The 18551-nt window shown below is 64.8% G+C and carries 23 protein-coding genes; 10 read left to right on the forward strand and 13 right to left on the reverse strand.

Annotation, left to right across the window (positions count from 1 at the left end; translation table 11 throughout):
- Window positions 1-267, reverse strand: coding sequence for a FeoA family protein (locus tag ACFQ00_RS04965; protein WP_381487066.1), 267 nt, complete (start codon window positions 265-267; stop codon window positions 1-3).
- Window positions 268-340: 73 nt separating this feature from the next.
- Window positions 341-1009 carry a COQ9 family protein gene (locus ACFQ00_RS04970; protein WP_381487069.1) on the reverse strand — a complete coding sequence of 223 codons (669 nt, stop codon included), beginning with the start codon at window positions 1007-1009 and terminating at the stop codon, window positions 341-343.
- A 179-nt stretch (window positions 1010-1188) separates the two neighbouring features.
- On the opposite strand from ACFQ00_RS04970, the gene rpsU reads away from it, so the two are divergent.
- Both rpsU and ACFQ00_RS04980 read left to right on the forward strand, forming a co-directional pair.
- On the forward strand, window positions 1189-1395 hold the full coding sequence (gene rpsU / locus ACFQ00_RS04975) for a 30S ribosomal protein S21 (protein WP_004208618.1): 207 nt from the start codon (window positions 1189-1191) through the stop codon (window positions 1393-1395).
- A 65-nt stretch (window positions 1396-1460) separates the two neighbouring features.
- The gene (locus ACFQ00_RS04980) at window positions 1461-1952 is read left to right on the forward strand and encodes an FKBP-type peptidyl-prolyl cis-trans isomerase (RefSeq protein WP_381487073.1); all 492 of its coding nucleotides are present in this window, start codon (window positions 1461-1463) and stop codon (window positions 1950-1952) included.
- 86 nt (window positions 1953-2038) lie between these two features.
- Here ACFQ00_RS04980 and lepB read toward each other — a convergent pair whose 3' ends face one another.
- The 6 genes from lepB to ACFQ00_RS05010 form a co-directional block, all read right to left on the reverse strand.
- Window positions 2039-2860, reverse strand: a complete 822-nt coding sequence (gene lepB / locus ACFQ00_RS04985) for a signal peptidase I (RefSeq protein ID WP_381487076.1) — start codon at window positions 2858-2860, stop codon at window positions 2039-2041.
- Window positions 2857-3264: a holo-ACP synthase gene (acpS, locus tag ACFQ00_RS04990; protein ID WP_381487860.1), complete on the reverse strand. Its 408-nt coding sequence runs from the start codon at window positions 3262-3264 to the stop codon at window positions 2857-2859. Before acpS ends, lepB begins: the two co-directional genes overlap by 4 nt.
- A gap of 2 nt (window positions 3265-3266) precedes the next feature.
- Window positions 3267-4019 (reverse strand): pyridoxine 5'-phosphate synthase, encoded by a 753-nt coding sequence (locus tag ACFQ00_RS04995; RefSeq protein WP_381487079.1) that lies wholly within the window; start codon window positions 4017-4019, stop codon window positions 3267-3269.
- Window positions 4016-4600 carry an orotate phosphoribosyltransferase gene (gene pyrE / locus ACFQ00_RS05000; RefSeq protein ID WP_381487081.1) on the reverse strand — a complete coding sequence of 195 codons (585 nt, stop codon included), beginning with the start codon at window positions 4598-4600 and terminating at the stop codon, window positions 4016-4018. Before pyrE ends, ACFQ00_RS04995 begins: the two co-directional genes overlap by 4 nt.
- Complete coding sequence (locus tag ACFQ00_RS05005; RefSeq protein WP_374594335.1) at window positions 4597-6702, reverse strand: RelA/SpoT family protein; 2106 nt, start codon at window positions 6700-6702, stop codon at window positions 4597-4599. Before ACFQ00_RS05005 ends, pyrE begins: the two co-directional genes overlap by 4 nt.
- Window positions 6703-6781: 79 nt before the next feature.
- Entirely contained in the window at window positions 6782-7576 is a 795-nt protein-coding gene (locus tag ACFQ00_RS05010) for a DODA-type extradiol aromatic ring-opening family dioxygenase (protein ID WP_381487085.1), read from the reverse strand.
- 199 nt (window positions 7577-7775) lie between these two features.
- Here ACFQ00_RS05010 and ACFQ00_RS05015 point away from each other — a divergent pair, with 199 nt between their 5' ends.
- From ACFQ00_RS05015 to copD, 3 genes are read left to right on the forward strand one after another with little or no spacing between them, the layout of a single operon-like run.
- On the forward strand, window positions 7776-8288 hold the full coding sequence (locus tag ACFQ00_RS05015; RefSeq protein WP_381487088.1) for a YcnI family protein: 513 nt from the start codon (window positions 7776-7778) through the stop codon (window positions 8286-8288).
- A gap of 26 nt (window positions 8289-8314) precedes the next feature.
- Complete coding sequence (gene copC / locus ACFQ00_RS05020; protein WP_381487091.1) at window positions 8315-8674, forward strand: copper homeostasis periplasmic binding protein CopC; 360 nt, start codon at window positions 8315-8317, stop codon at window positions 8672-8674.
- Entirely contained in the window at window positions 8674-9549 is an 876-nt protein-coding gene (gene copD, locus ACFQ00_RS05025) for a copper homeostasis membrane protein CopD (RefSeq protein WP_381487095.1), read from the forward strand. Before copC ends, copD begins: the two co-directional genes overlap by 1 nt.
- Before the next feature lie 96 nt (window positions 9550-9645).
- On the opposite strand, the gene rpoZ is transcribed toward copD, so the two are convergent.
- On the reverse strand, window positions 9646-9987 hold the full coding sequence (rpoZ, locus tag ACFQ00_RS05030) for a DNA-directed RNA polymerase subunit omega (protein WP_374594329.1): 342 nt from the start codon (window positions 9985-9987) through the stop codon (window positions 9646-9648).
- A gap of 139 nt (window positions 9988-10126) precedes the next feature.
- Between rpoZ and pnuC the strand changes: the two genes are divergently transcribed.
- From pnuC to ACFQ00_RS05045, 3 genes are read left to right on the forward strand one after another with little or no spacing between them, the layout of a single operon-like run.
- Complete coding sequence (gene pnuC / locus ACFQ00_RS05035; protein WP_381487099.1) at window positions 10127-10687, forward strand: nicotinamide riboside transporter PnuC; 561 nt, start codon at window positions 10127-10129, stop codon at window positions 10685-10687.
- The gene (locus ACFQ00_RS05040) at window positions 10684-11220 is read left to right on the forward strand and encodes an AAA family ATPase (protein WP_381487102.1); all 537 of its coding nucleotides are present in this window, start codon (window positions 10684-10686) and stop codon (window positions 11218-11220) included. Before pnuC ends, ACFQ00_RS05040 begins: the two co-directional genes overlap by 4 nt.
- Window positions 11217-11906 carry an RluA family pseudouridine synthase gene (locus ACFQ00_RS05045; RefSeq protein ID WP_381487105.1) on the forward strand — a complete coding sequence of 230 codons (690 nt, stop codon included), beginning with the start codon at window positions 11217-11219 and terminating at the stop codon, window positions 11904-11906. Before ACFQ00_RS05040 ends, ACFQ00_RS05045 begins: the two co-directional genes overlap by 4 nt.
- Window positions 11907-11920: 14 nt before the next feature.
- Here ACFQ00_RS05045 and ACFQ00_RS05050 read toward each other — a convergent pair whose 3' ends face one another.
- Both ACFQ00_RS05050 and ACFQ00_RS05055 read right to left on the reverse strand, forming a co-directional pair.
- Window positions 11921-12838 carry a PEP-CTERM sorting domain-containing protein gene (locus tag ACFQ00_RS05050; RefSeq protein ID WP_381487108.1) on the reverse strand — a complete coding sequence of 306 codons (918 nt, stop codon included), beginning with the start codon at window positions 12836-12838 and terminating at the stop codon, window positions 11921-11923.
- 257 nt (window positions 12839-13095) lie between these two features.
- On the reverse strand, window positions 13096-14007 hold the full coding sequence (locus tag ACFQ00_RS05055) for a PEP-CTERM sorting domain-containing protein (RefSeq protein ID WP_381487111.1): 912 nt from the start codon (window positions 14005-14007) through the stop codon (window positions 13096-13098).
- Between the two features lie 248 nt (window positions 14008-14255).
- On the opposite strand from ACFQ00_RS05055, the gene lepA reads away from it, so the two are divergent.
- Complete coding sequence (gene lepA, locus ACFQ00_RS05060) at window positions 14256-16061, forward strand: translation elongation factor 4 (RefSeq protein WP_381487114.1); 1806 nt, start codon at window positions 14256-14258, stop codon at window positions 16059-16061.
- A 70-nt stretch (window positions 16062-16131) separates the two neighbouring features.
- Window positions 16132-16404: a hypothetical protein gene (locus ACFQ00_RS05065; protein WP_381487116.1), complete on the forward strand. Its 273-nt coding sequence runs from the start codon at window positions 16132-16134 to the stop codon at window positions 16402-16404.
- Between the two features lie 152 nt (window positions 16405-16556).
- On the opposite strand, the gene ACFQ00_RS05070 is transcribed toward ACFQ00_RS05065, so the two are convergent.
- Together ACFQ00_RS05070 and ACFQ00_RS05075 are read right to left on the reverse strand one after the other, a co-directional pair.
- Complete coding sequence (locus ACFQ00_RS05070; protein WP_381487119.1) at window positions 16557-16952, reverse strand: MAPEG family protein; 396 nt, start codon at window positions 16950-16952, stop codon at window positions 16557-16559.
- A gap of 84 nt (window positions 16953-17036) precedes the next feature.
- Entirely contained in the window at window positions 17037-18425 is a 1389-nt protein-coding gene (locus ACFQ00_RS05075) for a class II 3-deoxy-7-phosphoheptulonate synthase (RefSeq protein ID WP_381487122.1), read from the reverse strand.
- Window positions 18426-18551 lie beyond the last annotated feature (126 nt).

Raw genomic sequence — 18551 nt, forward strand, 5'->3', positions numbered from 1 at the left:
TCATTCGGCGGCCTCGGCCTGTACCCCGGCAGGTGTAACGCTGACCTCGATCAGCCGCGACGCGGCCTTGCGCAATGCGATGACGTTGTTGCCCACGCGTAGCGCGATCGGGCAGCCGCCGATGAGGCCGCGGTGCAGCAATTCGATCTCGATGCCCTCGTCGAAGCCCATTTCACGCAGACGCAGCGCCTCGGCGGCGTGCGTGCCGGTTTCCCTGATCTTCACGACGCTGGCGCTCTGCCCGGTCTTGAGGTCCTCGATCCGCATGAACACTCTGATCTGCCCGTACTGTTGCGAGCGATTATCATGTTCAATGAGGCTTGACTAGGGCGAGCGTGCCCTACGCGGCAGGATAGCGCAGTCGGCCGAGGAATCGGGAGAGGCGCGGGCGGTTGTTCGCCTGCTCGCGGAACCGCATCTTGGCCTTTTCCACCTGCATGATCGTGTCGATGCGGCGGCCGAGGAACGCGAACGTGTCCACGTCGTCCTCGCTCTCGTCCTGCAGCCAATAGAGCAATGTCGCGGCATAGACGCCGCCGAGCGAGAGGCGCTTGGTGTAGTGGTTGAAGTCGGTCGCCGTGTCGCCCGCGGCGCGCCACATGGCATCCGCGCTGCGCCACAGCGTACGCGCCGAAAGTGCGGCGTTCTGCGGTTGTGCCAGCACGGCGAACGCGCGGCGCACGGCTTCCTTGTGCGGGCGTGCCTGGTCGATGCGGATGCGGATCGCTGTCGTGATGCGATCCCGGATTTTCATCGCTGCCGCGCCGCGCCGCGCCATTTCGGTGGTCATGTCGCTGTCGGTTTTCAGGATCCAGGCGTCGATCATCTCGGTCGCACCGCCCGGGAACACCAGCCGCGCCCGGTCCGCCGGGATGCCGATCGCGGCGGCGGCGGCATCGAGCGCGGCCGGGCTCCAGCCGTCGAACGCCACGTTGGGAAGCAGGGCTTCCACCAGCACGGGGCGAAGCTCGTCGAGCGTCATGTCAGCGGGCGCGATGGTGTCGGTCATGGCGATGTGATACACGAGCCGTGCCGGAGCGTCAGCCCTGCTTCGGGCGCTACCCGCAGACCCTTGCCGCACTGGCCCGAATCTGCTAGATCGCGCGCTCTTTCCGCCGAGGCTTGCCTCCGGCGGCTTGTTTTATTGTGCCGGGCAAACGGCAAACTGGATTGGAGTAGACGGCCGCAATGCAAATCATCGTTCGCGACAACAACGTCGATCAGGCCCTTCGTGCGCTCAAGAAGAAGCTGCAGCGTGAAGGCGTCTACCGCGAGATGAAGCTGCGCCGTCACTACGAGAAGCCCTCTGAAAAGCGTGCCCGCGAGAAGGCTGCCGCCGTCCGCCGCGCCCGCAAGCTGGAGCGCAAGCGCGCCGAGCGCGACGGCGTTCGTTAAGCCGGCCTCCGGTCCTGAAATGAGGGCCGGATCTCGTTCAGGTTTCAGGTCTGGAGTGTGCGCTGATGGCGACTGTTGCGACGCGCGGTAGCGGCCTTGGCCGTTGGGTTCTGCTCATCGCGGTTCTTCTCGTCGGCATGGGCGCGCTCGCATGGGCCGGAACACAGAAATTCGCGGTGCCTGCCAATATGCAAACGACAGCTTCGGGCCTGATGTACGAGGTGATCCGCGAGGCCGCCGGCCAGAAGCCGACCGCCGACGATGTGGTGCTCGTCCACTATGAAGGTCGCCTCGTTGACGGCACCAAGTTCGATTCGAGCTACGATCGCGGCCAGCCCGCAGCCTTCCCGGTGAACGCCGTGATCCCCGGCTGGCAGGAAGGCATCCAGCTGATGTCGAAGGGCTCCAAGTACCGCTTCCGCATCCCGCCGCAGCTCGCTTACGGCGCGGAAGGCGCAGGCGGTGTCATCCCGCCGAACGCGACGCTGGAATTCGACGTCGAACTCCTCGAAATCGCGCCGCGCGAGGCCCTCGAACAGGGTATGCCGCCGCAATAAATCCTCTCCCTTGATGGGAGAGGATATGGAACCTTGCCAGCTTGCTGGTTAGGCGGAGTTGGTGAGGGTGGATGGAAGGTGGAGGCCTACTCTTCCCCGTCCCGCAATGACACCCAGGCCCGCTCCCCGCGCAGCGCGGTGAACCAGCTCACGGGGTTCCAGAAGCGTTGGCTGCCGTCGAGCGAGAAGGTTGTGAACTCGGCGCGGCCGATGACGTTTTCGATCGGCAGCAGGCCGAGCCCGCCTTCCTCGGGCGAGAAGCGGCTGTCGGCGGAGCGGTCGCGGTTGTCTCCCATCAGGAACACATGGCCCTGCGGCACGAGCACCGGCGGCGTATCGTCGGCGTAGCTGAACAGAAGGTCGAGCACGGCATAGCTGCGCCCGGATCCTTCCTTTCCGGGCAGCGTCTCGATGAAGCGCGGATAGCGGCAGAAGCGTGCGCCATCGGCCTCGACCACGCGAAATTCCGCCCGTGCGCAGGGCATGTTCTCGGTTTCCGGGATCATCGTGGGCGATGCCGCCCGCTTCGGCACGGCGGTGTTGTTGAGATAGAGCACGCCGTCCTGCATCTGCACCGTGTCGCCCGGAAGGCCGATCACGCGCTTGATCCAGTCCTTGTGGTCGCTCGGCGACTTCACCACCACGATGTCGCCGCGTTCGGGCAGCTTGCCGAACGCGCGGCCCTCCATCTTCGGCAGCACGGGCAGGAATGGCGAGAGGTAGGAAAATCCGTAGGGATATTTGCTGACGACGAGCCGGTCCCCCACGAGCAGCGTCGGCACCATCGATTCGGAAGGAATGAAGAAGGGCTTGGCGACGAACGACCAGATGCCCATCACCGCGATGCCAAGGAGCGCCGCGTAGCGCAGCTCCTTTTTCCAGTCGATGCGGGGCTTGCCGCCGCTCACAGCGCCCGCGCCGTGATGAGGACCATCGCCTGCGCCCACGGATGGTCATCGGTCAGCGTCAGGTGGATGTCGAGCGTGTGGCCATCGGGCGTGATCTCGGCGAGCCGCAGCGCCGCGCCGCCGGTCAGCGCCAGCGTCGGCTGGCCGGAGGGGAGGTTGATGACGCCCATGTCCCGCATGAACACGCCGCGCCGGAACCCGGTTCCGAGCGCCTTGGAGCAGGCTTCCTTCGCCGCGAAGCGTTTGGCGTAGGAGGCGGCGCGCGTCAGCACGCGGCGTTCGGACCGCGCGATCTCGATCTCGGTGAACACGCGGTTGATGAAGCGCGCGCCGAACCGGTCGAGGCTCGATTGGATACGCTCGATGTTGCAGAGGTCAGAGCCGAGGCCGACGACGTGGGGCAGGATCAGGCTCCCGCGGTGCTGGTCGACGCGCTGCGCGCTTCGTCCATCAGCCGCCGCATCTCGCGGATCGCGGCGTCGAGGCCGATGAACACCGCCTCGCCGACAAGAAAATGTCCGATATTGAGTTCGGCAACCTCGGGGATTGCCGCGATCGGTGCCACGTTGTCGAAACGAAGCCCGTGTCCCGCGTGAACCTCGAGACCGCGTTTCGCGGCAAGCGCCGCGCCTGCGGTCAGTCGCTCCAGCTCCTCGTCACGCGAAATGCCTTCGGTCAGCGCGTAGCGGCCGGTGTGAAGTTCGACGACGGCGGCACCGATCGCGGCCGAGGCCTCGATCTGCTCGGGATCGGCTTCGATGAACAGGCTGACGCGGCAGCCGCGCGCCGAAAGCCGCTCCACGAACGTGCGCAGGTTCGGCTGGTTGCCGACGACGTCGAGTCCACCCTCGGTCGTGCGCTCCTCGCGCCGCTCGGGTACGATGCACACGGCGTGCGGTGCATGGCGCAGCGCGATGTCCAGCATCTCCTCGGTCGCCGCCATTTCGAGGTTGAGCGGCAGGTCGATCTCGTTCGAAAGCCGCGCGATGTCGTCGTCGCTGATGTGGCGCCGGTCTTCGCGCAGGTGCGCGGTGATGCCGTCCGCGCCCGCCGCCGCCGCGATCAGCGCCGCCTTCACGGGATCGGGATGCACGCCGCCGCGTGCGTTGCGGATCGTGGCGACGTGATCGATGTTCACGCCAAGGCGCAGCGTGCTCACGCGGCGGCCCTCGATCCCGGTTTCACCGCGGGCAGTGCGGCGAGGTCCTGCGGCAGCTTGTCGGCGCTGTAGGTGGGGACGTCGAGCCGGATCAGCGAATAGAGCGGCACGCCGATGTCGGCGGTGCCGTTCGAGCGGTCGACGAGGCAGCCGCCCGCGATCACTTCACCGCCTGCCGCCTCGATCGCACCGATCGCCTCGCGCGAAGAGAGCCCGGTCGTCACCACGTCTTCCATCATCAGCACCTTCGTGCCCGGTTCCAGCCGGAAACCGCGCCGAAGTTCGAAGGTTCCCTGGGGCCGTTCGACGAACATCGAATCGACGCCGAGCGCGCGCGCGACCTCGTAACCGACGATGAGCCCGCCCATCGCGGGCGCCACAACGGCCTCGATCTGCCCACGCAGGTCCGCTGGAATCTTCGCTGCGAGCGCCTTCGCGAGCCGCTCGGCACGCGCCGGGTCCATCAGGACGCGCGCGCATTGCAGATACATCGGCGAGCGCAGGCCGGAGGACAGGATGAAATGCCCTTCAAGCAGCGCTTCGGCGGCGCGGAATTCCCCAAGAACCTCTTCGTCTGTCATGCCTTCATGCGCTCCACGGATGTCACGGCGTCGGTCGCCCTTAACGCACCGATGATATTCGTGAGATGCGCCAGATTGTCCACCTCGACATCGACCACGAACGTGTGGAAGTCGCGGTCGCGGTGGTGCGTGCGCATGTTCACGATGTTGGCGCCCTGCTTTGCGAGCACGCCGGTCATCGTGGCAAGGCTGCCCGTCTCGTTGCGGAGCACGGCGGAAAGCCGCACGACCGCGCCGTCGTTGTCGTCGCCCCAGCCGAGGTCGAGCCACTCGCGCCCGTCCGCGTCGGCCAGCGTCGAGCAGTCGATCGTGTGCACGTCGATGCTGCCGCTCTGGCGGCGGATGCCGATGATGCGGTCGCCGGGGATCGGGCTGCAGCACTGCGCGAGATGCACCGAGACGCCGGGTGTCAGCCCCTTGATCGAAAGCTTCGCCTTGGGGTTGCGCTTCGCCCGCCGCTTGGCGCGGGCGTTGAGGATGCGACCCGGCAGCAGCGCGTCGATCACGGCGTCGTCTTCGATGCGGTGCGCGGCGAGCCCCATCACGAGGTCGTCGCGGTCCTGCAGGCCAAGGCGCCCTAGCGCGTCCTTGATCGCCGTGTCGTTCAGCTTCACGTCGAGCCGCTTGATGATATCCGCGAGCAGGCGTTCGCCGAGCGCGGCCTGCTCCTCATGCTCCTTGTGGCGGATGAAGCGGCGGATCGCGGCGCGCGCCTTCGCGGTCACCACGAAGCTCTCCCACGTCGCGTCCGGCTGCTGGCGGGCGGAGCGCAGGATTTCCACCTGATCGCCGTTCGCAAGCGTGGTGCGCAGCGGCACGACACGCCCGTTCACCTTGGCACCCACGGTCGTCTCGCCGATCTTGGAATGGACCGCATAGGCGAAATCGACCGGCGTCGCGCCGCGCGGCAGCTGGATCAGTTCGCCCTTGGGGGTGAAGCAGAACACCTGATCCTGATAGAGGCCAAGTTTGGCGTTCTCCATCAGCTCCTCGGGGCTCCCAGCCTGATCGAGAATTTCGAGAAGGTCCGAAAGCCAGGGATAGCGTTCGGAGGCGCGCGCGTTCTCGTCCTGCTTGTAGGCCCAGTGCGCGGCGAGGCCCATTTCCGCCTGTTCGTGCATGGCGCGCGTGCGAATCTGGATCTCCACGCGCATCTGTTCGCCGTGGATGATCGTGGTGTGCAGCGAACGGTAGCCGTTTCGCTTGGGCGTCGAGATGAAATCCTTGAACCGCCCCGGCACCATCGGCCAGCGCTGGTGGATAACGCCAAGCGCACGGTAGCAGTCGTCTGGCCTGTTCACGATCACGCGGAACGCGATCACGTCCGAAAGCTGCTCGAACGGGATGTGCCGTTCCTGCATCTTGCGCCAGATCGAAAACGGCCGCTTCTCGCGCCCCGCCACATCGGCGTCGACGCCGTGGCTGCCGAGCACGTCCGTGATCTCGGCGCTGATCCGCGTTAGCTGATCGCCGCCCGCCGCGCGAAGCCGCTCCAGCCGCGTGGTGATGGACTGATAGGCTTCGGGTTCCAGCTCGCGGAACGACACCTGCTTCATCTCGTCCATGAACTCGTACATGCCGATCCGCTCGGCGAGCGGCGCGTAGATGTCCATGGTTTCGCGGGCGATGCGCTTGCGCTTCTCGGGGTCCTTGATGAAGTGCAGCGTGCGCATGTTGTGCAGCCGGTCGGCGAGCTTCACCAGCAGCACGCGAATATCGTCCGACATCGCGAGCAGGAACTTGCGGAAATTCTCGGCCGCCCGCTCGCTTTCGGTCTGCGCCTCGATGCGCGACAGCTTGGTAACGCCGTCCACCAGCCGCGCGACATTCTTGCCGAACAGCGCCTCGACCTCTTCCGGGGTCGCGACCGTATCCTCCAGCGTATCGTGCAGAATGGCGGTGGCGATCGTCTCGTCGTCGAGCTTCAGGTCGGTAAGGATGCCGGCCACTTCGATGGGGTGCGAGAAATACGGGTCGCCGCTCGCGCGAAGCTGGCTGCCGTGCGCCTTCACCGAAAACACATAGGCACGGTTCAGCAAATCCTCGTCCGCGCCCGGATCGTAGGCCTTTACCTTCTCAACGAGTTCGAACTGCCTGAGCACACGTCCCTTTCCACGATCCTCCCAACGCTATTTGGGGTCACGGGGCGGTGCGGGGCAAGGGGGGAGTTGCTTTCGCATATCAGTTAAACCGGAAGCCGGAGATCGCCGTTTCGAGAACATGCTCGCGATAGTCGCTCTGGCCCGGCGCATCCGAGGTGCCGGCGGCGACCATCAGCGGGATCAGGTGCTCCTCGCGTGGGTGGCTGGCGCGGGCGGCGGGGGCGTCTTCCCAACGGTTAAGCTCTGCCGCGCGGGTTGCCGCATCCGCTTCCACGGCCTTCGTCAGCCAGGCGTCGAACGCGTCCGAAGGCGCGGTGAAGCGTTGGTCGCCGTAGCCGCGCATGTTGTGGAAGCTCATGCCTGAGCCGACGATGAGCACGCCCTCGTCGCGCAAGGGTGCGAGCGCGTGGCCCGCTGCGAGGTGAAGCGCGGGATCGAGGCTGAGATCGACCGACATTTCGACGACCGGTATCGCCGCGTCCGGGAAGGCGACCTTCAGCGGAATGAAGACGCCGTGATCGAGCCCGCGCTCCGCGTCGATCGTCGCCGGCAGTCCGGCATCGCGTAAAAGCGCCGCGGCGCGCGCCGCGAGTGCGGGGTCGCCGGGTGCGTCGTAGCGCAGTTCGTAGGTATGCGGCGGGAAGTTGTAATAGTCGTAGACCAGCGCCGGGCGTTCCGCCCCGGTGAAGGCGAAGCCTTCCGTTTCCCAGTGGCCGGAAACGACGAGGATCGCACGGGGCCGGGAGGGCAGGGTTGCCGCGATGCTCTGGAGATACGTCTCCATGCCGCGCCAGATGCCGCGGGGGTCGTCCATGAAGAAGCACGGGCCGCCGCCGTGCGGGATGAAAAGCGCGGGTTGGGTTGCATGTGTCATGAAAACTATGTGGAAGTGATGCGGTGCTTTGAGAAGGGGCATCTCGGGGATCCCGCGGTTGCGGAAAATGCAACGCGAAGCCGGCGGCATATTTCGCGATAATTTCGAAACTATTGCGAAGGGGTTTGAGATCGCTGCCGAACCGTGCGAAAATTTCGAAATAACATTGACATGTGTCAGAGTCGTGAGGTCGGTGAAGATGCGTAGAAACCCTTGGTTCCTTGGCGCTGCAATGATGCTTTCGGCGAGCGCGGCATCCGCACATGTCGTCACAATGCCGCGCACGGCGGAAGCCGGGCGGCCGGTAGCGCTGGCGTTCTGGGTGCCGGAAGGATGCGCGGGGCAGGCTACCACGGCGCTGAGTATCGAAATTCCCGCGGGTATTGTCTTTGCGAAGCCGCAGCTGAAAGCCGGTTGGGACATTCGGCTTGAACACGTGCCGCTTGCCGATCCGATCATCAATGAAGGTGTCGTGCAGCGCGAACGCGTGACACGCATCACATGGTCCGGCGGCCCTGCGGTGCCGGATAGCCATTTCGAGCAGTTCACGGTGCTGTTGCGGCTGCCTGGAACGCCGGGTCCGCTGCGTTTCCCCGCAGTGCAGACCTGTGCTGCGGGTGAGAAGCGCTGGATCGAGGTGCCGGATGCGTCGAACGCGCAGACCGGGCTGCGTTACCCCGCACCAACACTGACCGTTACCGCGCCACAGTAACGCTGCGCGCATATAGGAGAATGACCATGCGAATACCTCTGTTTCGCACTGCCACAGTGCTCGCCGCCATGTTCACGGCCAGTGCCGCGCTTGCGCATCCGTCGGTATTGAAGGCCAGTCCGGCGCCCGATGCGGCGGGAGCGGCCCCGAAGGAAGTGAAGCTCGTGTTTAGCGAAGCGGTGATGCTGCCGCTTTCCGGCATCAAGGTAATCGATGCCAAGGGCAAGGCGGCGCAGACGGGCAAGGCGAGAGCCGGTGCGGACGGCAAGGAGCTGATCGTGCCGCTTTCGGGTCCGCTTCCGGCGGGTAGCTATCACGTCCAGTGGCACGTGGTTTCGTCCGACACGCACCGTGTCGAGGGCCATTACGGCTTCAGCGTGCGCTGATGGAGTGGGCGCTCTACGGCGCGCGTCTTGTCCACTACATAGCGCTGGTCCCGCTCGCCGGGATTCTCGCTTGGCGGCTTTACGGAACGGCCGGGGCGCCGACGGCTCAGGTGGTGGAGTTGCGTTTGCGGCCGGTGATGCTCTGGCTTTCGTTGGCCGCGCTCGTGGGGGCGCTCGCATGGGCGGCGGCCACCCTGCTCGCCATGGCCGGATCTCTCGAGGCTGCCGAGCCTGCGGTCGTGTCCTACGTGATGACGGAGACGGATTTCGGAAGGCTCTGGCTCGCCCGGCTGATGCTGCTCGCGATCCTGGCCGGGCTTCTTGCAACGGGGCTGCGCACGCCGCGTTTCCGGGCGGTTCTTGCGATGGTGCTTGTCGCTGCGCTCGCGGGGACGGGGCACACACAGGTGAACGACCCACCGGTGCGCTACTGGCACATGGCCGGTGATGCACTGCACCTCGTCGCCGCAGCTTTCTGGATCGGTGGGCTGGTGCCGCTCTGGCTGTTCCTGCGCACCGAGAATGATGCCCGCCAGCTTGCCGTCGCGCTGCACCGTTTTTCCGCGATGGGCTACATTGCGGTCGCTGTGCTGGGCGTAACGGGGCTGACGAACATGCTGCTGTCCGTCACCGACCTTTCTGCACTGCTTTCCACCACGTGGGGCTGGCTCCTCGCCGTGAAGCTCGCCGCCTTCGCGGCAATGCTGCTGCTGGCCGCCGCCAACCGCTTCCACCTGCTGGCGGCGCTGGAACGACGGGGCGGGGACACGGTCGGCCTTCGCCGCCGTCTGCAAGGTCATGTCGCGATGGAATACGGACTTGGGCTGGGCATTCTCGGGCTTGTCGCCGCGCTCGGTATGAACGCACTGCCCTGAAGCGCACCAACTTCAGCGCACCAACTTCAGCGCACCAGCTTCAAAACGAAAACGGCGGGGAAGGCCCCGCCGTTTCAGTTCACTGCTTCGTCCCGATCAGTCGTAGTCGGGAACGATCGGCGTCGGCTTGGGCGGCGCGGCGGCGGTGAGGCGCAGGGCTTCGGCGCTCTCGGCGAGGCTGCCGATCTCGTCCACCGTGTCTTCGTCGTCCACGATCACGCGCTGCATACCCGAAACCAGCGCCTCGTTCAGCTGCACCGGCTTCACGGTTTCCTCGGCGATCTCGCGCAGCGCGACGACCGGATTCTTGTCGCGGTCGCGATCGAGGGTCAGCTCTGCGCCGCTCGAAATCTGGCGCGCGCGCTGGCCTGCCAGCAGCACGAGTTCGAAGCGGTTGGGAACCTTGTCTACGCAATCTTCGACGGTGACGCGCGCCATCGGGCAAACTCCAGCAAAAAATCGGGAAATTCGTAAGGGCCGCGATGTAGGCGCGTGCGCAACAGGAGTCAAGGAAAAGCCCCGATCCAGACGTTTCGGCGCATTGCACAGGGCGCGGCGAATGCTATGCGGGAGGCGGATGTCCGCCATCGAAATCATCGCTGCCCTGCTCGGCCTTGCCAATGTCGCGCTCGTCGTCCGGCGCAGCGTCTGGAACTATCCGTTCGGCATCGCGATGGTCAGCCTGTACGCGGTCGTGTTCTACGAGGCGCAGCTTTATAGCGACGCGCTGCTGCAGATTTTCTTCCTTGTTCTCAATGTCTACGGCTGGGTCAGCTGGCGGCGCGTGCAGCAGCGCGATACCGTTCCCGTGCGCTGGATGGGGCTGCGCGGCAATGCCGTCGTGATTGCGGTCACGGCGGTCCTCTGGTTCCTGTGGTCGAGCGTGATGCACCGTTTCACGGATGCCGCCGCGCCTTATGTCGATGGTGCCGTCGCCTGTCTCAGCGTGGCCGGTCAGATCCTCATGGTGCGACGCTTCGTCGAGAACTGGATTTACTGGATCGTCGTCAACATGCTCGCGATCGGGCTGTTCTGGTGGCGCGATCTTCCCGTCACGTCGGCACTCTATACTGTGTTCCTCGGCCTCGCCTTCGCCGGGCTCTTCCAGTGGCGCCGCGCCGCGGCGGTGGCGGCATGAAGCGGCCCGCGAACGTCGTTCTCCACGGCCCCGAAAGCACGGGGAAGTCGACGCTCGGCGCCCGCCTGGCGGCGCACTATGGCACGCGGCTGATACCCGAATACGGGCGTCTTTACTGCGAGGTGCGCGGCAGCGAGACCGATGCCGACGATCTCGTTTCCATCATGCACGGCCATGTCGCGCTCACGGAGGCCGCGCGGGACGATGCGGCGGCGCACGGTGCGTGTCTCGTCGTCTCGGATACCGATCCGCTGATGACCGCGGCGTGGGCGATGATGGGGCTCGGGCACCGCCTGCCGGCGCTCGATGCGTTCACCGATGTCGGTGATCTTTACCTGCTGATGGCGGACGATATCCCGTGGGTGGACGACGGCGTCCGGCTGCATCGCACGCCGCAGGCGCGTGCGCGCTTCATGGACCTGTCGCGGGCGGAGCTGGAACGGCGCTCGGTGCCGTGGGTGCTCGTTTCCGGTGACGCTGAGCAGCGGTTCGCCGCGGCGGTCGCGGCGATCGCCTCTGCCGGGATCGCATGACGGCGCTGCCCGTCCTTCATATCGACGCGCATATGCTGGTGATCGATAAGCCGGCGGGGCTTGCCGTGCATCCGGGGCCGAAGACACCGCACAGTCTGGAGGAACGCCTCGGCGAACTCACCTTCGGCTTCCATCGCCTGCCGCAACCCGCGCATCGGCTGGACCGCGACACCTCCGGCTGTCTTATGCTCGCACGGCATCCAAAGGCCGCGAAGCGCCTCGGTCAGCTTTTCACCGACGGGCGCATCACCAAGACCTATCTTGCGCTTCTGGATGGGGTGCCGGAGCAGGGCGAAGGCCGCATCGACGCGCCGCTCGCCAAGGTTTCGAGCGCGGATGCGGGCTGGCGCATGGTCGTGGGCCCGGCCGGCAAGCCCGCCGCCACGCGCTGGCGGCGGCTCGCCGTCCACGAGGGGCAGGCGCTCATCGCCTTCTTCCCCGAAACCGGCCGCACGCACCAGATCCGCGTCCACGCCGCGCACGCGCTCGCGTCGATCGCGGGCGATCCCGTTTACGGAAATGGCAATGGCCCGATGCGGCTGCATTCGGCGGGTCTCGTCATCCCCTACCGCGAGGAAGCGCCCGTCTCCGCCAGCGCACCGCTGCCGGCGGACTGGCCGCTCTGGGCGCAGGAGGCTGTCTCAAATGAGAAGGGGCCGCCCTTTCGGGCGACCCCTTCCGCGTGACGAGACTGTAAGTCTTAGGCCTTGCGGCGACGACGGGCTGCCCCCAGCCCGAGGACACCGAGACCGAACAGCGCCAGCGCAGCCGGTTCCGGAACGTCGTCGATCGGCGGGAGACCGAGACCGGCGAAGCCGTAACCATACACGGTCGAGCGATCACTCGCGGTCGTGTAGGAATAGGCTTCGACATCGACGGCGCCGAACGCCGCCAGTAGCGTGCGAACCGAGAACGCGGCACCGATGTACGTCGTGAATTCAGCAGATTCACCGATTTCCAGATCGCCGAAACCGAAAATGAAGTAGCTGCCCTTGTCACCGATCGAGTCGGAGATGTTGGTGTTGGCTTCCTGCGAACGCGTCAGCATCGGGTTCGGCGTGTCGAACGGATTCGACGACGTGTGCAGGATGTTGCCTTCCGGCGCGACGCCCGGAACGTAGATGGACGTGTAATTTTCGCCAAAATAGCCTGGCGCCACGTCCCAGTCGAGCGTGCGAGCATAACGCACGTCGGTGGCTGTCGCTCCACCCGTATTGGTGATCACGACGTCGATCTTGAACAGTGTGCCACCGTCCACAGCGGAATAGTTGTGGACAATGGTGAGGCCGTTCGAGGTCACGACCGTGGACTTGGCGCTGCTCGCCGTCACGTCCGACATAGCGGCCGACGTAAAGCCCGTCGCGCTGCCGCCATAAACGTAATGATTGCCGTCTCCGTTTGCAGCTGCACCCCAGCCTTCGCAAAGGCAGCCGCGGTAGATTGCGTCGCCGCCGGTATCGCCGGCGCCGGCAAGACGGAAGCCAACGCCACCCGAGCCGAGGCCGCCGTTGTCGAACAGGCCCATGCTGATGTCGCCGTTGGTGATGGTGGTCGCCTGGGCGGTGCCCGCAATCGCAAGCGTGGCGCAGGCCGCCAGAATAGAAGTTGTGAAGCGCATTGTCGTATCCCCTTGTTGCTTACGCACGCCAGCGGAACACTGCGGGGCGGACTATTCGTCGCCAATCGTTAAGCATAACCCGTGCCATTTCGGCTGGAGAACGCTAATATTCTGAACGGATTGAATATTTATCCTCGCCTGGTTTGCGAGCACTTTCAAAGTGTAAAAATAGGCGACAAGTGCCGTGTGCGAGCTTCAGACATGAAGAAGGGGCCGCCCTTTCGGACGACCCCTTTCACGTGACGAGACTATAAGGTTTAGGCTTTGCGGCGACGACGCGCGGCGGCGACGCCGACGATGCCGAGGCCGAACAGCGCGAGCGCGGCCGGTTCCGGCACGTCACCGCCACCGATCGGCGGCAGGTCGAGACCCGTGAAGCCATAGCCGAAGGCGTTTTCGCCGCCACGGCCGGTCGTGTACGAGTAGGCTTCAATGCCGACAGCGGTGAACGCTGCGAGCAGACCGGCTGCACTCGTGTCCGCGCCGATGAACGTCGTGAACGTCAGTTCTTCGCCAATCCCGAGGTCGCCGAAGCTGAAAATGAAGTAGCTACCCTTGTCGCCGATGGAATTGGAAACGTTGGTGTTCGCTTCCTGCGAGCGCGTGAACATCGGGTTCGGCGTATCGAACGGATTGGTGGAGGTGTGGAGCACCTTGCCGCCCGGGCCGGTCGGTGTTCCGCCGTAAACCGTGGTGAAGTTGTTGTCGAAATATCCGGGGGTCACGTCCCAGTCGAGCGTACGCCCATAGCGCACATCGTTGGCGACGGCCGCGGAGTCGTTCTTGATCGTGATGTCGATACGGAACAGCTTCTGGCCGTCGACCGGCGAATAGCTGTGCGTGACATTGAGGCCGCCCGAGGTCGTGACCGTCGATTTGCCAGTGTTCGAGGTTACATCCGAAAGCGCGCCCGAAGTAAAGTTCGTGCTGCCGTTGCCATACGTGTAAGAACCGGCGCCGTTGCTCGCAACGCCCCAGCCTTCGCAAAGGCAGCCCGGCGTGATGGCATCCGTGCCGTTCAGCGCAAAGCCGACGCCGCCCGAACCCAGGCCGCCGTAGTTGTTGACGCCCATGGTGAGGCCGTTGTGGCTCAGCGTCGCAGCCTGAGCACCCGCCGAAATGGCAATCGTGGCACACGCAGTAAGCACTGCACTCGTAAGATTACGCATAAAATCCCCTACATTTCATCGTTGAGCAACGTCCCGACCAATTGGCAGCCGGGAGACTTTGCAGCCGAATGTCCCTAAGCAGGACACGTGCCAGAACGCCTCGTTAGGATTTTCACATTGAAAACAAATGTTTTTTTTGTTGAGAGCTCTAAGGAAACTGCTTTCTCATCAATGAATTGTAAGATTTGGCGACACTTGGGCGGCTGTCAGCTTGCCCAAACCCGCGCGCATCCCTAATTGGCCCTCCCATGACTGATCTCGCGCACATCCGTAATTTCTCGATCATCGCCCACATCGACCACGGCAAGTCGACGCTGGCCGATCGCCTCATCCAGCGCACCGGCGGGCTCACCGACCGCGAGATGTCGGAGCAGGTGCTGGACAACATGGATATCGAGCGCGAGCGCGGCATCACCATCAAGGCGCAGACCGTGCGCCTCGAATACACGGCGAAGAACGGCGAGACATACACACTGAACCTCATGGACACGCCGGGCCATGTCGATTTCGCCTACGAAGTCTCCCGCAGTCTCGCTGCGTGCGAAGGCGCGCTGCTCGTGGTGGATGCCGCGCAGGGCGTCGAGGCGCAGACGCTGGCGAACGTCTACCAGTCGATCGAGCACGATCACGAGATCGTCCCCGTCATCAACAAGATCGATCTGCCTGCCGCCGACCCGGAGAAGGTGAAGGCGGAGATCGAGGACATCATCGGCCTCGATGCGTCGGAGGCCGTGCTCGCCAGCGCCAAGTCCGGCATCGGTATCGATGATGTGCTCGAAGCCGTCGTGAACAAGATCCCGCCGCCCAAGGGCGACCGTAATGCCCCGCTCGAAGCGATGCTGGTCGATAGCTGGTACGATCCGTACCTCGGCGTCGTCATCCTCGTGCGCGTGGTGAACGGTGTCATCCGCAAGGGGCTGAACATCAAGTTCATGGCCGGCGGCACCGAGCACCTGATCGACCGCGTCGGCTGTATGCGCCCCAAGATCGAGACGCTGGACGAGATCGCGGCGGGCGAGATCGGCTTCATCACCGCGCAGATCAAGGACATTTCCGAAACCCGCGTCGGCGACACCATCACGACCGTGAAGAACCCGGCGAAGGCTGCGCTCCCCGGCTTCAAGGAAGTGCAGCCCGTTGTGTTCTGCGGTCTGTTCCCGGTTGACGCGGCGGATTTCGAAAAGCTGCGCGACAGCATTTCGAAGCTGCGCCTCAACGACGCCTCGTTCAGCTTCGAGATGGAAACGTCGGCGGCGCTGGGCTTCGGCTTCCGCTGCGGCTTCCTCGGTCTCCTGCACCTGGAGATCATTCAGGAACGGCTGACCCGCGAGTACGACCTCGATCTCATCACCACCGCGCCCTCGGTCGTCTACCGAATGCACATGACGGACGGGACGACGCAGGAACTGCACAACCCCGCCGATTATCCGGACGTGGTGAAGATCGATTTCGTCGAGGAGCCGTGGATCGAGGCGGTGATCTACGTGCCCGACGAGTATCTCGGTTCGCTCCTGAAGCTGTGTCAGGATCGGCGCGGCATCCAGAAGAACCTCACATACGTGGGCGGCCGCGCGCAGATCACCTACGAGTTGCCCCTGAACGAAGTGGTGTTCGACTTCTACGACCGGCTGAAGTCGATCAGCCGCGGCTACGCGAGCTTCGATTATCACCAGATCGGCTACCGCGAGGGCGACCTCGTCAAGATGTCGATCCTTGTCAACAACGAGCCTGTCGATGCGCTCAGCATGATCGTCCACCGCGGTGCGGCGGAAGCGCGCGGCCGCCACATGTGCGAGCGGTTGAAGGATCTCATTCCCCGCCACCTGTTCAAGATCCCGATCCAGGCGGCGATCGGCGGCAAGGTGATCGCGCGCGAGACGATCGCGGCGCTCCGCAAGGACGTCACCGCCAAGTGCTACGGCGGTGACATCAGCCGCAAGCGCAAGCTTCTCGACAAGCAGAAGGAAGGCAAGAAGCGGATGCGCGAGTACGGCTCGGTCAGCATTCCGCAGGAAGCCTTCATCGCTGCGCTCCGCATGGGCGACGAGGGGTAGGGCATCAATTTAGGACGGTTGACAAGTTTCTCTTCCGGGGCAGAGTATCCCGTCTCTGGAGGTGCCCGTGATGTGGAAGTACCGTTTGCGTCTTCTGGCGCTCGGCGTGTTCGCGGCGCTCTCGTCCCCCGTCGCCGCGATGCCGCATCAATCGCAGCAGACGCTCACCCCGCAAATCTATCGCCAGCGCTGCCTCTTCTGCCACAAGAGCGCTGCGCCCGAAGGTCTCGCCCCCGAAATCCTGATCGGCCTCAACCCGCCGCCGGGCGTGAAGCCCTCCGATGTAATGCCGAACATCAAATGCTGGCGCCGCTGCGAGAAGTGCTGGCCGCAGCGGAAGTAGTGCCGCTTTCGAAATAGGAAAACCTGTGCCAGCCAAAGGCGATGGCTGGTCATTCCCTCCCGATAGTGCGTAAGCGCGTCCCTGCGGCGGAATCGGATTTCCGCGCGGGGGCCTCTACTTCCTCTACTTCGTCCCGTTTCGGGACGGTGCCGCTAGCCCAGCAGCAGTGCCGAGAGTACCAGCACCACACCCGCCAGCGAGGTGAGCCACACCAGCGTTCGCAGCTTTGGGATGCCCGCAGCGTAAAGCGGCAGGTAGATCAGACGCGCCCAGAAATAGAGGTGCGCGCCAAGCTCGGTCTTCCAGCCGAGCCGGTCCGCTGCGATCGCCGCGAGCAGCACTGCGGCGAACAGCGGGAAAGTCTCGAAGAAGTTCGCCTGCGCCCGCGCCAGCCGCCCCGCGAGCGGCTTCAGCGGCGGCATCTCGGCATCGCGCGCGCCCATGTTCCATTCGATGCCGTACTGCGCGGTCTTCACGTTCACGGCCCACAGGATGTGGACAAGGCCCAGCACCACGGCAGCGCCCAGCAGATAGAGTTCGATCGGCATGATTATCCCTCCCCCTTGGAAGGGGCAGACGATCTCTTATTCAGCTCCGCTTCGCAAGCGGGCGGAAAGGTGAGGGGCAGGTTCCTAGGCGGCTGCCTGGTTCCGCGCGGCGAGATCAACCTCGGCCTTGATGCATTCGGCGAGCAGGAATGCGAGTTCGAGGCTCTGGCCGGCGTTGAGGCGCGGGTCGCAGTGTGTGTGGTAGCGGTCTGCGAGCGCCTCGTCGGTGATCGCCATCGCGCCGCCGGTGCATTCGGTGACGTTCTGGCCGGTCATCTCGGCGTGGATGCCGCCCGCGTGCGTGCCTTCGGCGCGGTGCACCGCGAAGAAGCCGCGCACCTCGGCGAGGATGCGGTCAAAGGGCCGCGTCTTGTAGCCGCTGCCCGACTTGATCGTGTTGCCGTGCATCGGGTCGCACGACCAGACGACATGGCGCCCTTCGCGCTTCACGGCGCGGACGAGCGGCGGCAGGCCGGCTTCCACCTTGTCGTGGCCGAAGCGGCTGATGATGGTGATGCGCCCCGGCACGTTTTCCGGGTTCAGCGTGTCGATCAGGCGGATGAGCGCGTCCGGCTGCAGGCTCGGGCCGGCCTTGAGGCCAAGCGGGTTGCCGACGCCGCGCAGGAACTCGATGTGCGCCGAGCCCTCGAAGCGTGTGCGGTCGCCCACCCACAGCATGTGCGCGCTGGTGTCGTACCAGCGGCCGGTGAGCGAATCCTGCCGCGTCATCGCCTGCTCGTAGCCGAGCAGCAGCGCCTCGTGGCTGGTGTAGAAATCGGTGCCCTTCAGCTGCGGAACTGTTTCCGGGCTGATGCCGCACGCTTCCATGAAGGCGAGCGCGTCGCCGATGCGGTCGGCGACGTCCTTGTATTTCTCCGCCCACGGCGAGCGGCCGACGAAATCGAGGTTCCACTTGTGGACCTGATGCAGGTTCGCAAAGCCGCCCTGCGCGAAGGCGCGCAGCAGGTTGAGCGTCGCTGCCGACTGCATGTAGGCGCGAAGCATACGCTGCGGGTTCGGTTCGCGCGCCGCGCTTTCGAAGTTGATGTCGTTGATGATATCGCCGCGATAGCTCGGCAGCGAGACACCGTTCAGTTCTTCCATGTCCGTCGAGCGGGGCTTGGCGAACTGGCCGGCGAGGCGGCCCACCTTCACCACCGGCATCCGGCTCGCGAAGGTCAGCACCACCGCCATCTGCAGAAGCACGCGGAACGTGTCGCGGATGTGGTTCGGGTGGAACTCCGCGAAGCTCTCCGCGCAGTCGCCGCCTTGGAGCAGGAAAGCCTTGCCCGCCGCAACATCGGCAAGCTGCGCTTCGAGCACGCGTGCCTCGCCCGCGAAGACGAGCGGCGGATAGCTCGAAAGCTCGCCTTCCACGGCCGCAAGCGCTGCCGCGTCCGGATAGGTGGGAAGCTGCCGCGCTTCGGAATTGCGCCAGCTGGCCGGGGCCCAGGATCGCTCGGACGTCTTCATCGCGCGCCTTTTGGCGTGTGACTTCAAGGAGCGCAAGCAATGCTTTCTTGGGGATCGGATGCTTACGCCAAGCCATTTGCGGCAGACATTTTTCCATCATGGTTAACGCTCTTGTAACAATTCATC

Source organism: Sphingosinicella xenopeptidilytica, from assembly GCF_042676985.1.
GTDB lineage: Bacteria > Pseudomonadota > Alphaproteobacteria > Sphingomonadales > Sphingomonadaceae > Sphingosinicella > Sphingosinicella xenopeptidilytica.

What these genes read in the sequence shown, in the direction of transcription:
- ACFQ00_RS04965 (WP_381487066.1), bottom strand. Translation starts at nt 267, where the DNA reads ATGCGGATCGAGGACCTCAAGACCGGGCAGAGCGCCAGCGTCGTGAAG.
- ACFQ00_RS04970 (WP_381487069.1), bottom strand. Translation starts at nt 1,009, where the DNA reads ATGACCGACACCATCGCGCCCGCTGACATGACGCTCGACGAGCTTCGC.
- rpsU (WP_004208618.1), top strand. Translation starts at nt 1,189, where the DNA reads ATGCAAATCATCGTTCGCGACAACAACGTCGATCAGGCCCTTCGTGCG.
- ACFQ00_RS04980 (WP_381487073.1), top strand. Translation starts at nt 1,461, where the DNA reads ATGGCGACTGTTGCGACGCGCGGTAGCGGCCTTGGCCGTTGGGTTCTG.
- pyrE (WP_381487081.1), bottom strand. Translation starts at nt 4,600, where the DNA reads ATGACAGACGAAGAGGTTCTTGGGGAATTCCGCGCCGCCGAAGCGCTG.
- ACFQ00_RS05010 (WP_381487085.1), bottom strand. Translation starts at nt 7,576, where the DNA reads ATGACACATGCAACCCAACCCGCGCTTTTCATCCCGCACGGCGGCGGC.
- ACFQ00_RS05015 (WP_381487088.1), top strand. Translation starts at nt 7,776, where the DNA reads ATGCGTAGAAACCCTTGGTTCCTTGGCGCTGCAATGATGCTTTCGGCG.
- copC (WP_381487091.1), top strand. Translation starts at nt 8,315, where the DNA reads ATGCGAATACCTCTGTTTCGCACTGCCACAGTGCTCGCCGCCATGTTC.
- copD (WP_381487095.1), top strand. Translation starts at nt 8,674, where the DNA reads ATGGAGTGGGCGCTCTACGGCGCGCGTCTTGTCCACTACATAGCGCTG.
- rpoZ (WP_374594329.1), bottom strand. Translation starts at nt 9,987, where the DNA reads ATGGCGCGCGTCACCGTCGAAGATTGCGTAGACAAGGTTCCCAACCGC.
- pnuC (WP_381487099.1), top strand. Translation starts at nt 10,127, where the DNA reads ATGTCCGCCATCGAAATCATCGCTGCCCTGCTCGGCCTTGCCAATGTC.
- ACFQ00_RS05040 (WP_381487102.1), top strand. Translation starts at nt 10,684, where the DNA reads ATGAAGCGGCCCGCGAACGTCGTTCTCCACGGCCCCGAAAGCACGGGG.
- ACFQ00_RS05045 (WP_381487105.1), top strand. Translation starts at nt 11,217, where the DNA reads ATGACGGCGCTGCCCGTCCTTCATATCGACGCGCATATGCTGGTGATC.
- ACFQ00_RS05050 (WP_381487108.1), bottom strand. Translation starts at nt 12,838, where the DNA reads ATGCGCTTCACAACTTCTATTCTGGCGGCCTGCGCCACGCTTGCGATT.
- ACFQ00_RS05055 (WP_381487111.1), bottom strand. Translation starts at nt 14,007, where the DNA reads ATGCGTAATCTTACGAGTGCAGTGCTTACTGCGTGTGCCACGATTGCC.
- lepA (WP_381487114.1), top strand. Translation starts at nt 14,256, where the DNA reads ATGACTGATCTCGCGCACATCCGTAATTTCTCGATCATCGCCCACATC.
- ACFQ00_RS05065 (WP_381487116.1), top strand. Translation starts at nt 16,132, where the DNA reads ATGTGGAAGTACCGTTTGCGTCTTCTGGCGCTCGGCGTGTTCGCGGCG.
- ACFQ00_RS05070 (WP_381487119.1), bottom strand. Translation starts at nt 16,952, where the DNA reads ATGCCGATCGAACTCTATCTGCTGGGCGCTGCCGTGGTGCTGGGCCTT.
- ACFQ00_RS05075 (WP_381487122.1), bottom strand. Translation starts at nt 18,425, where the DNA reads ATGAAGACGTCCGAGCGATCCTGGGCCCCGGCCAGCTGGCGCAATTCC.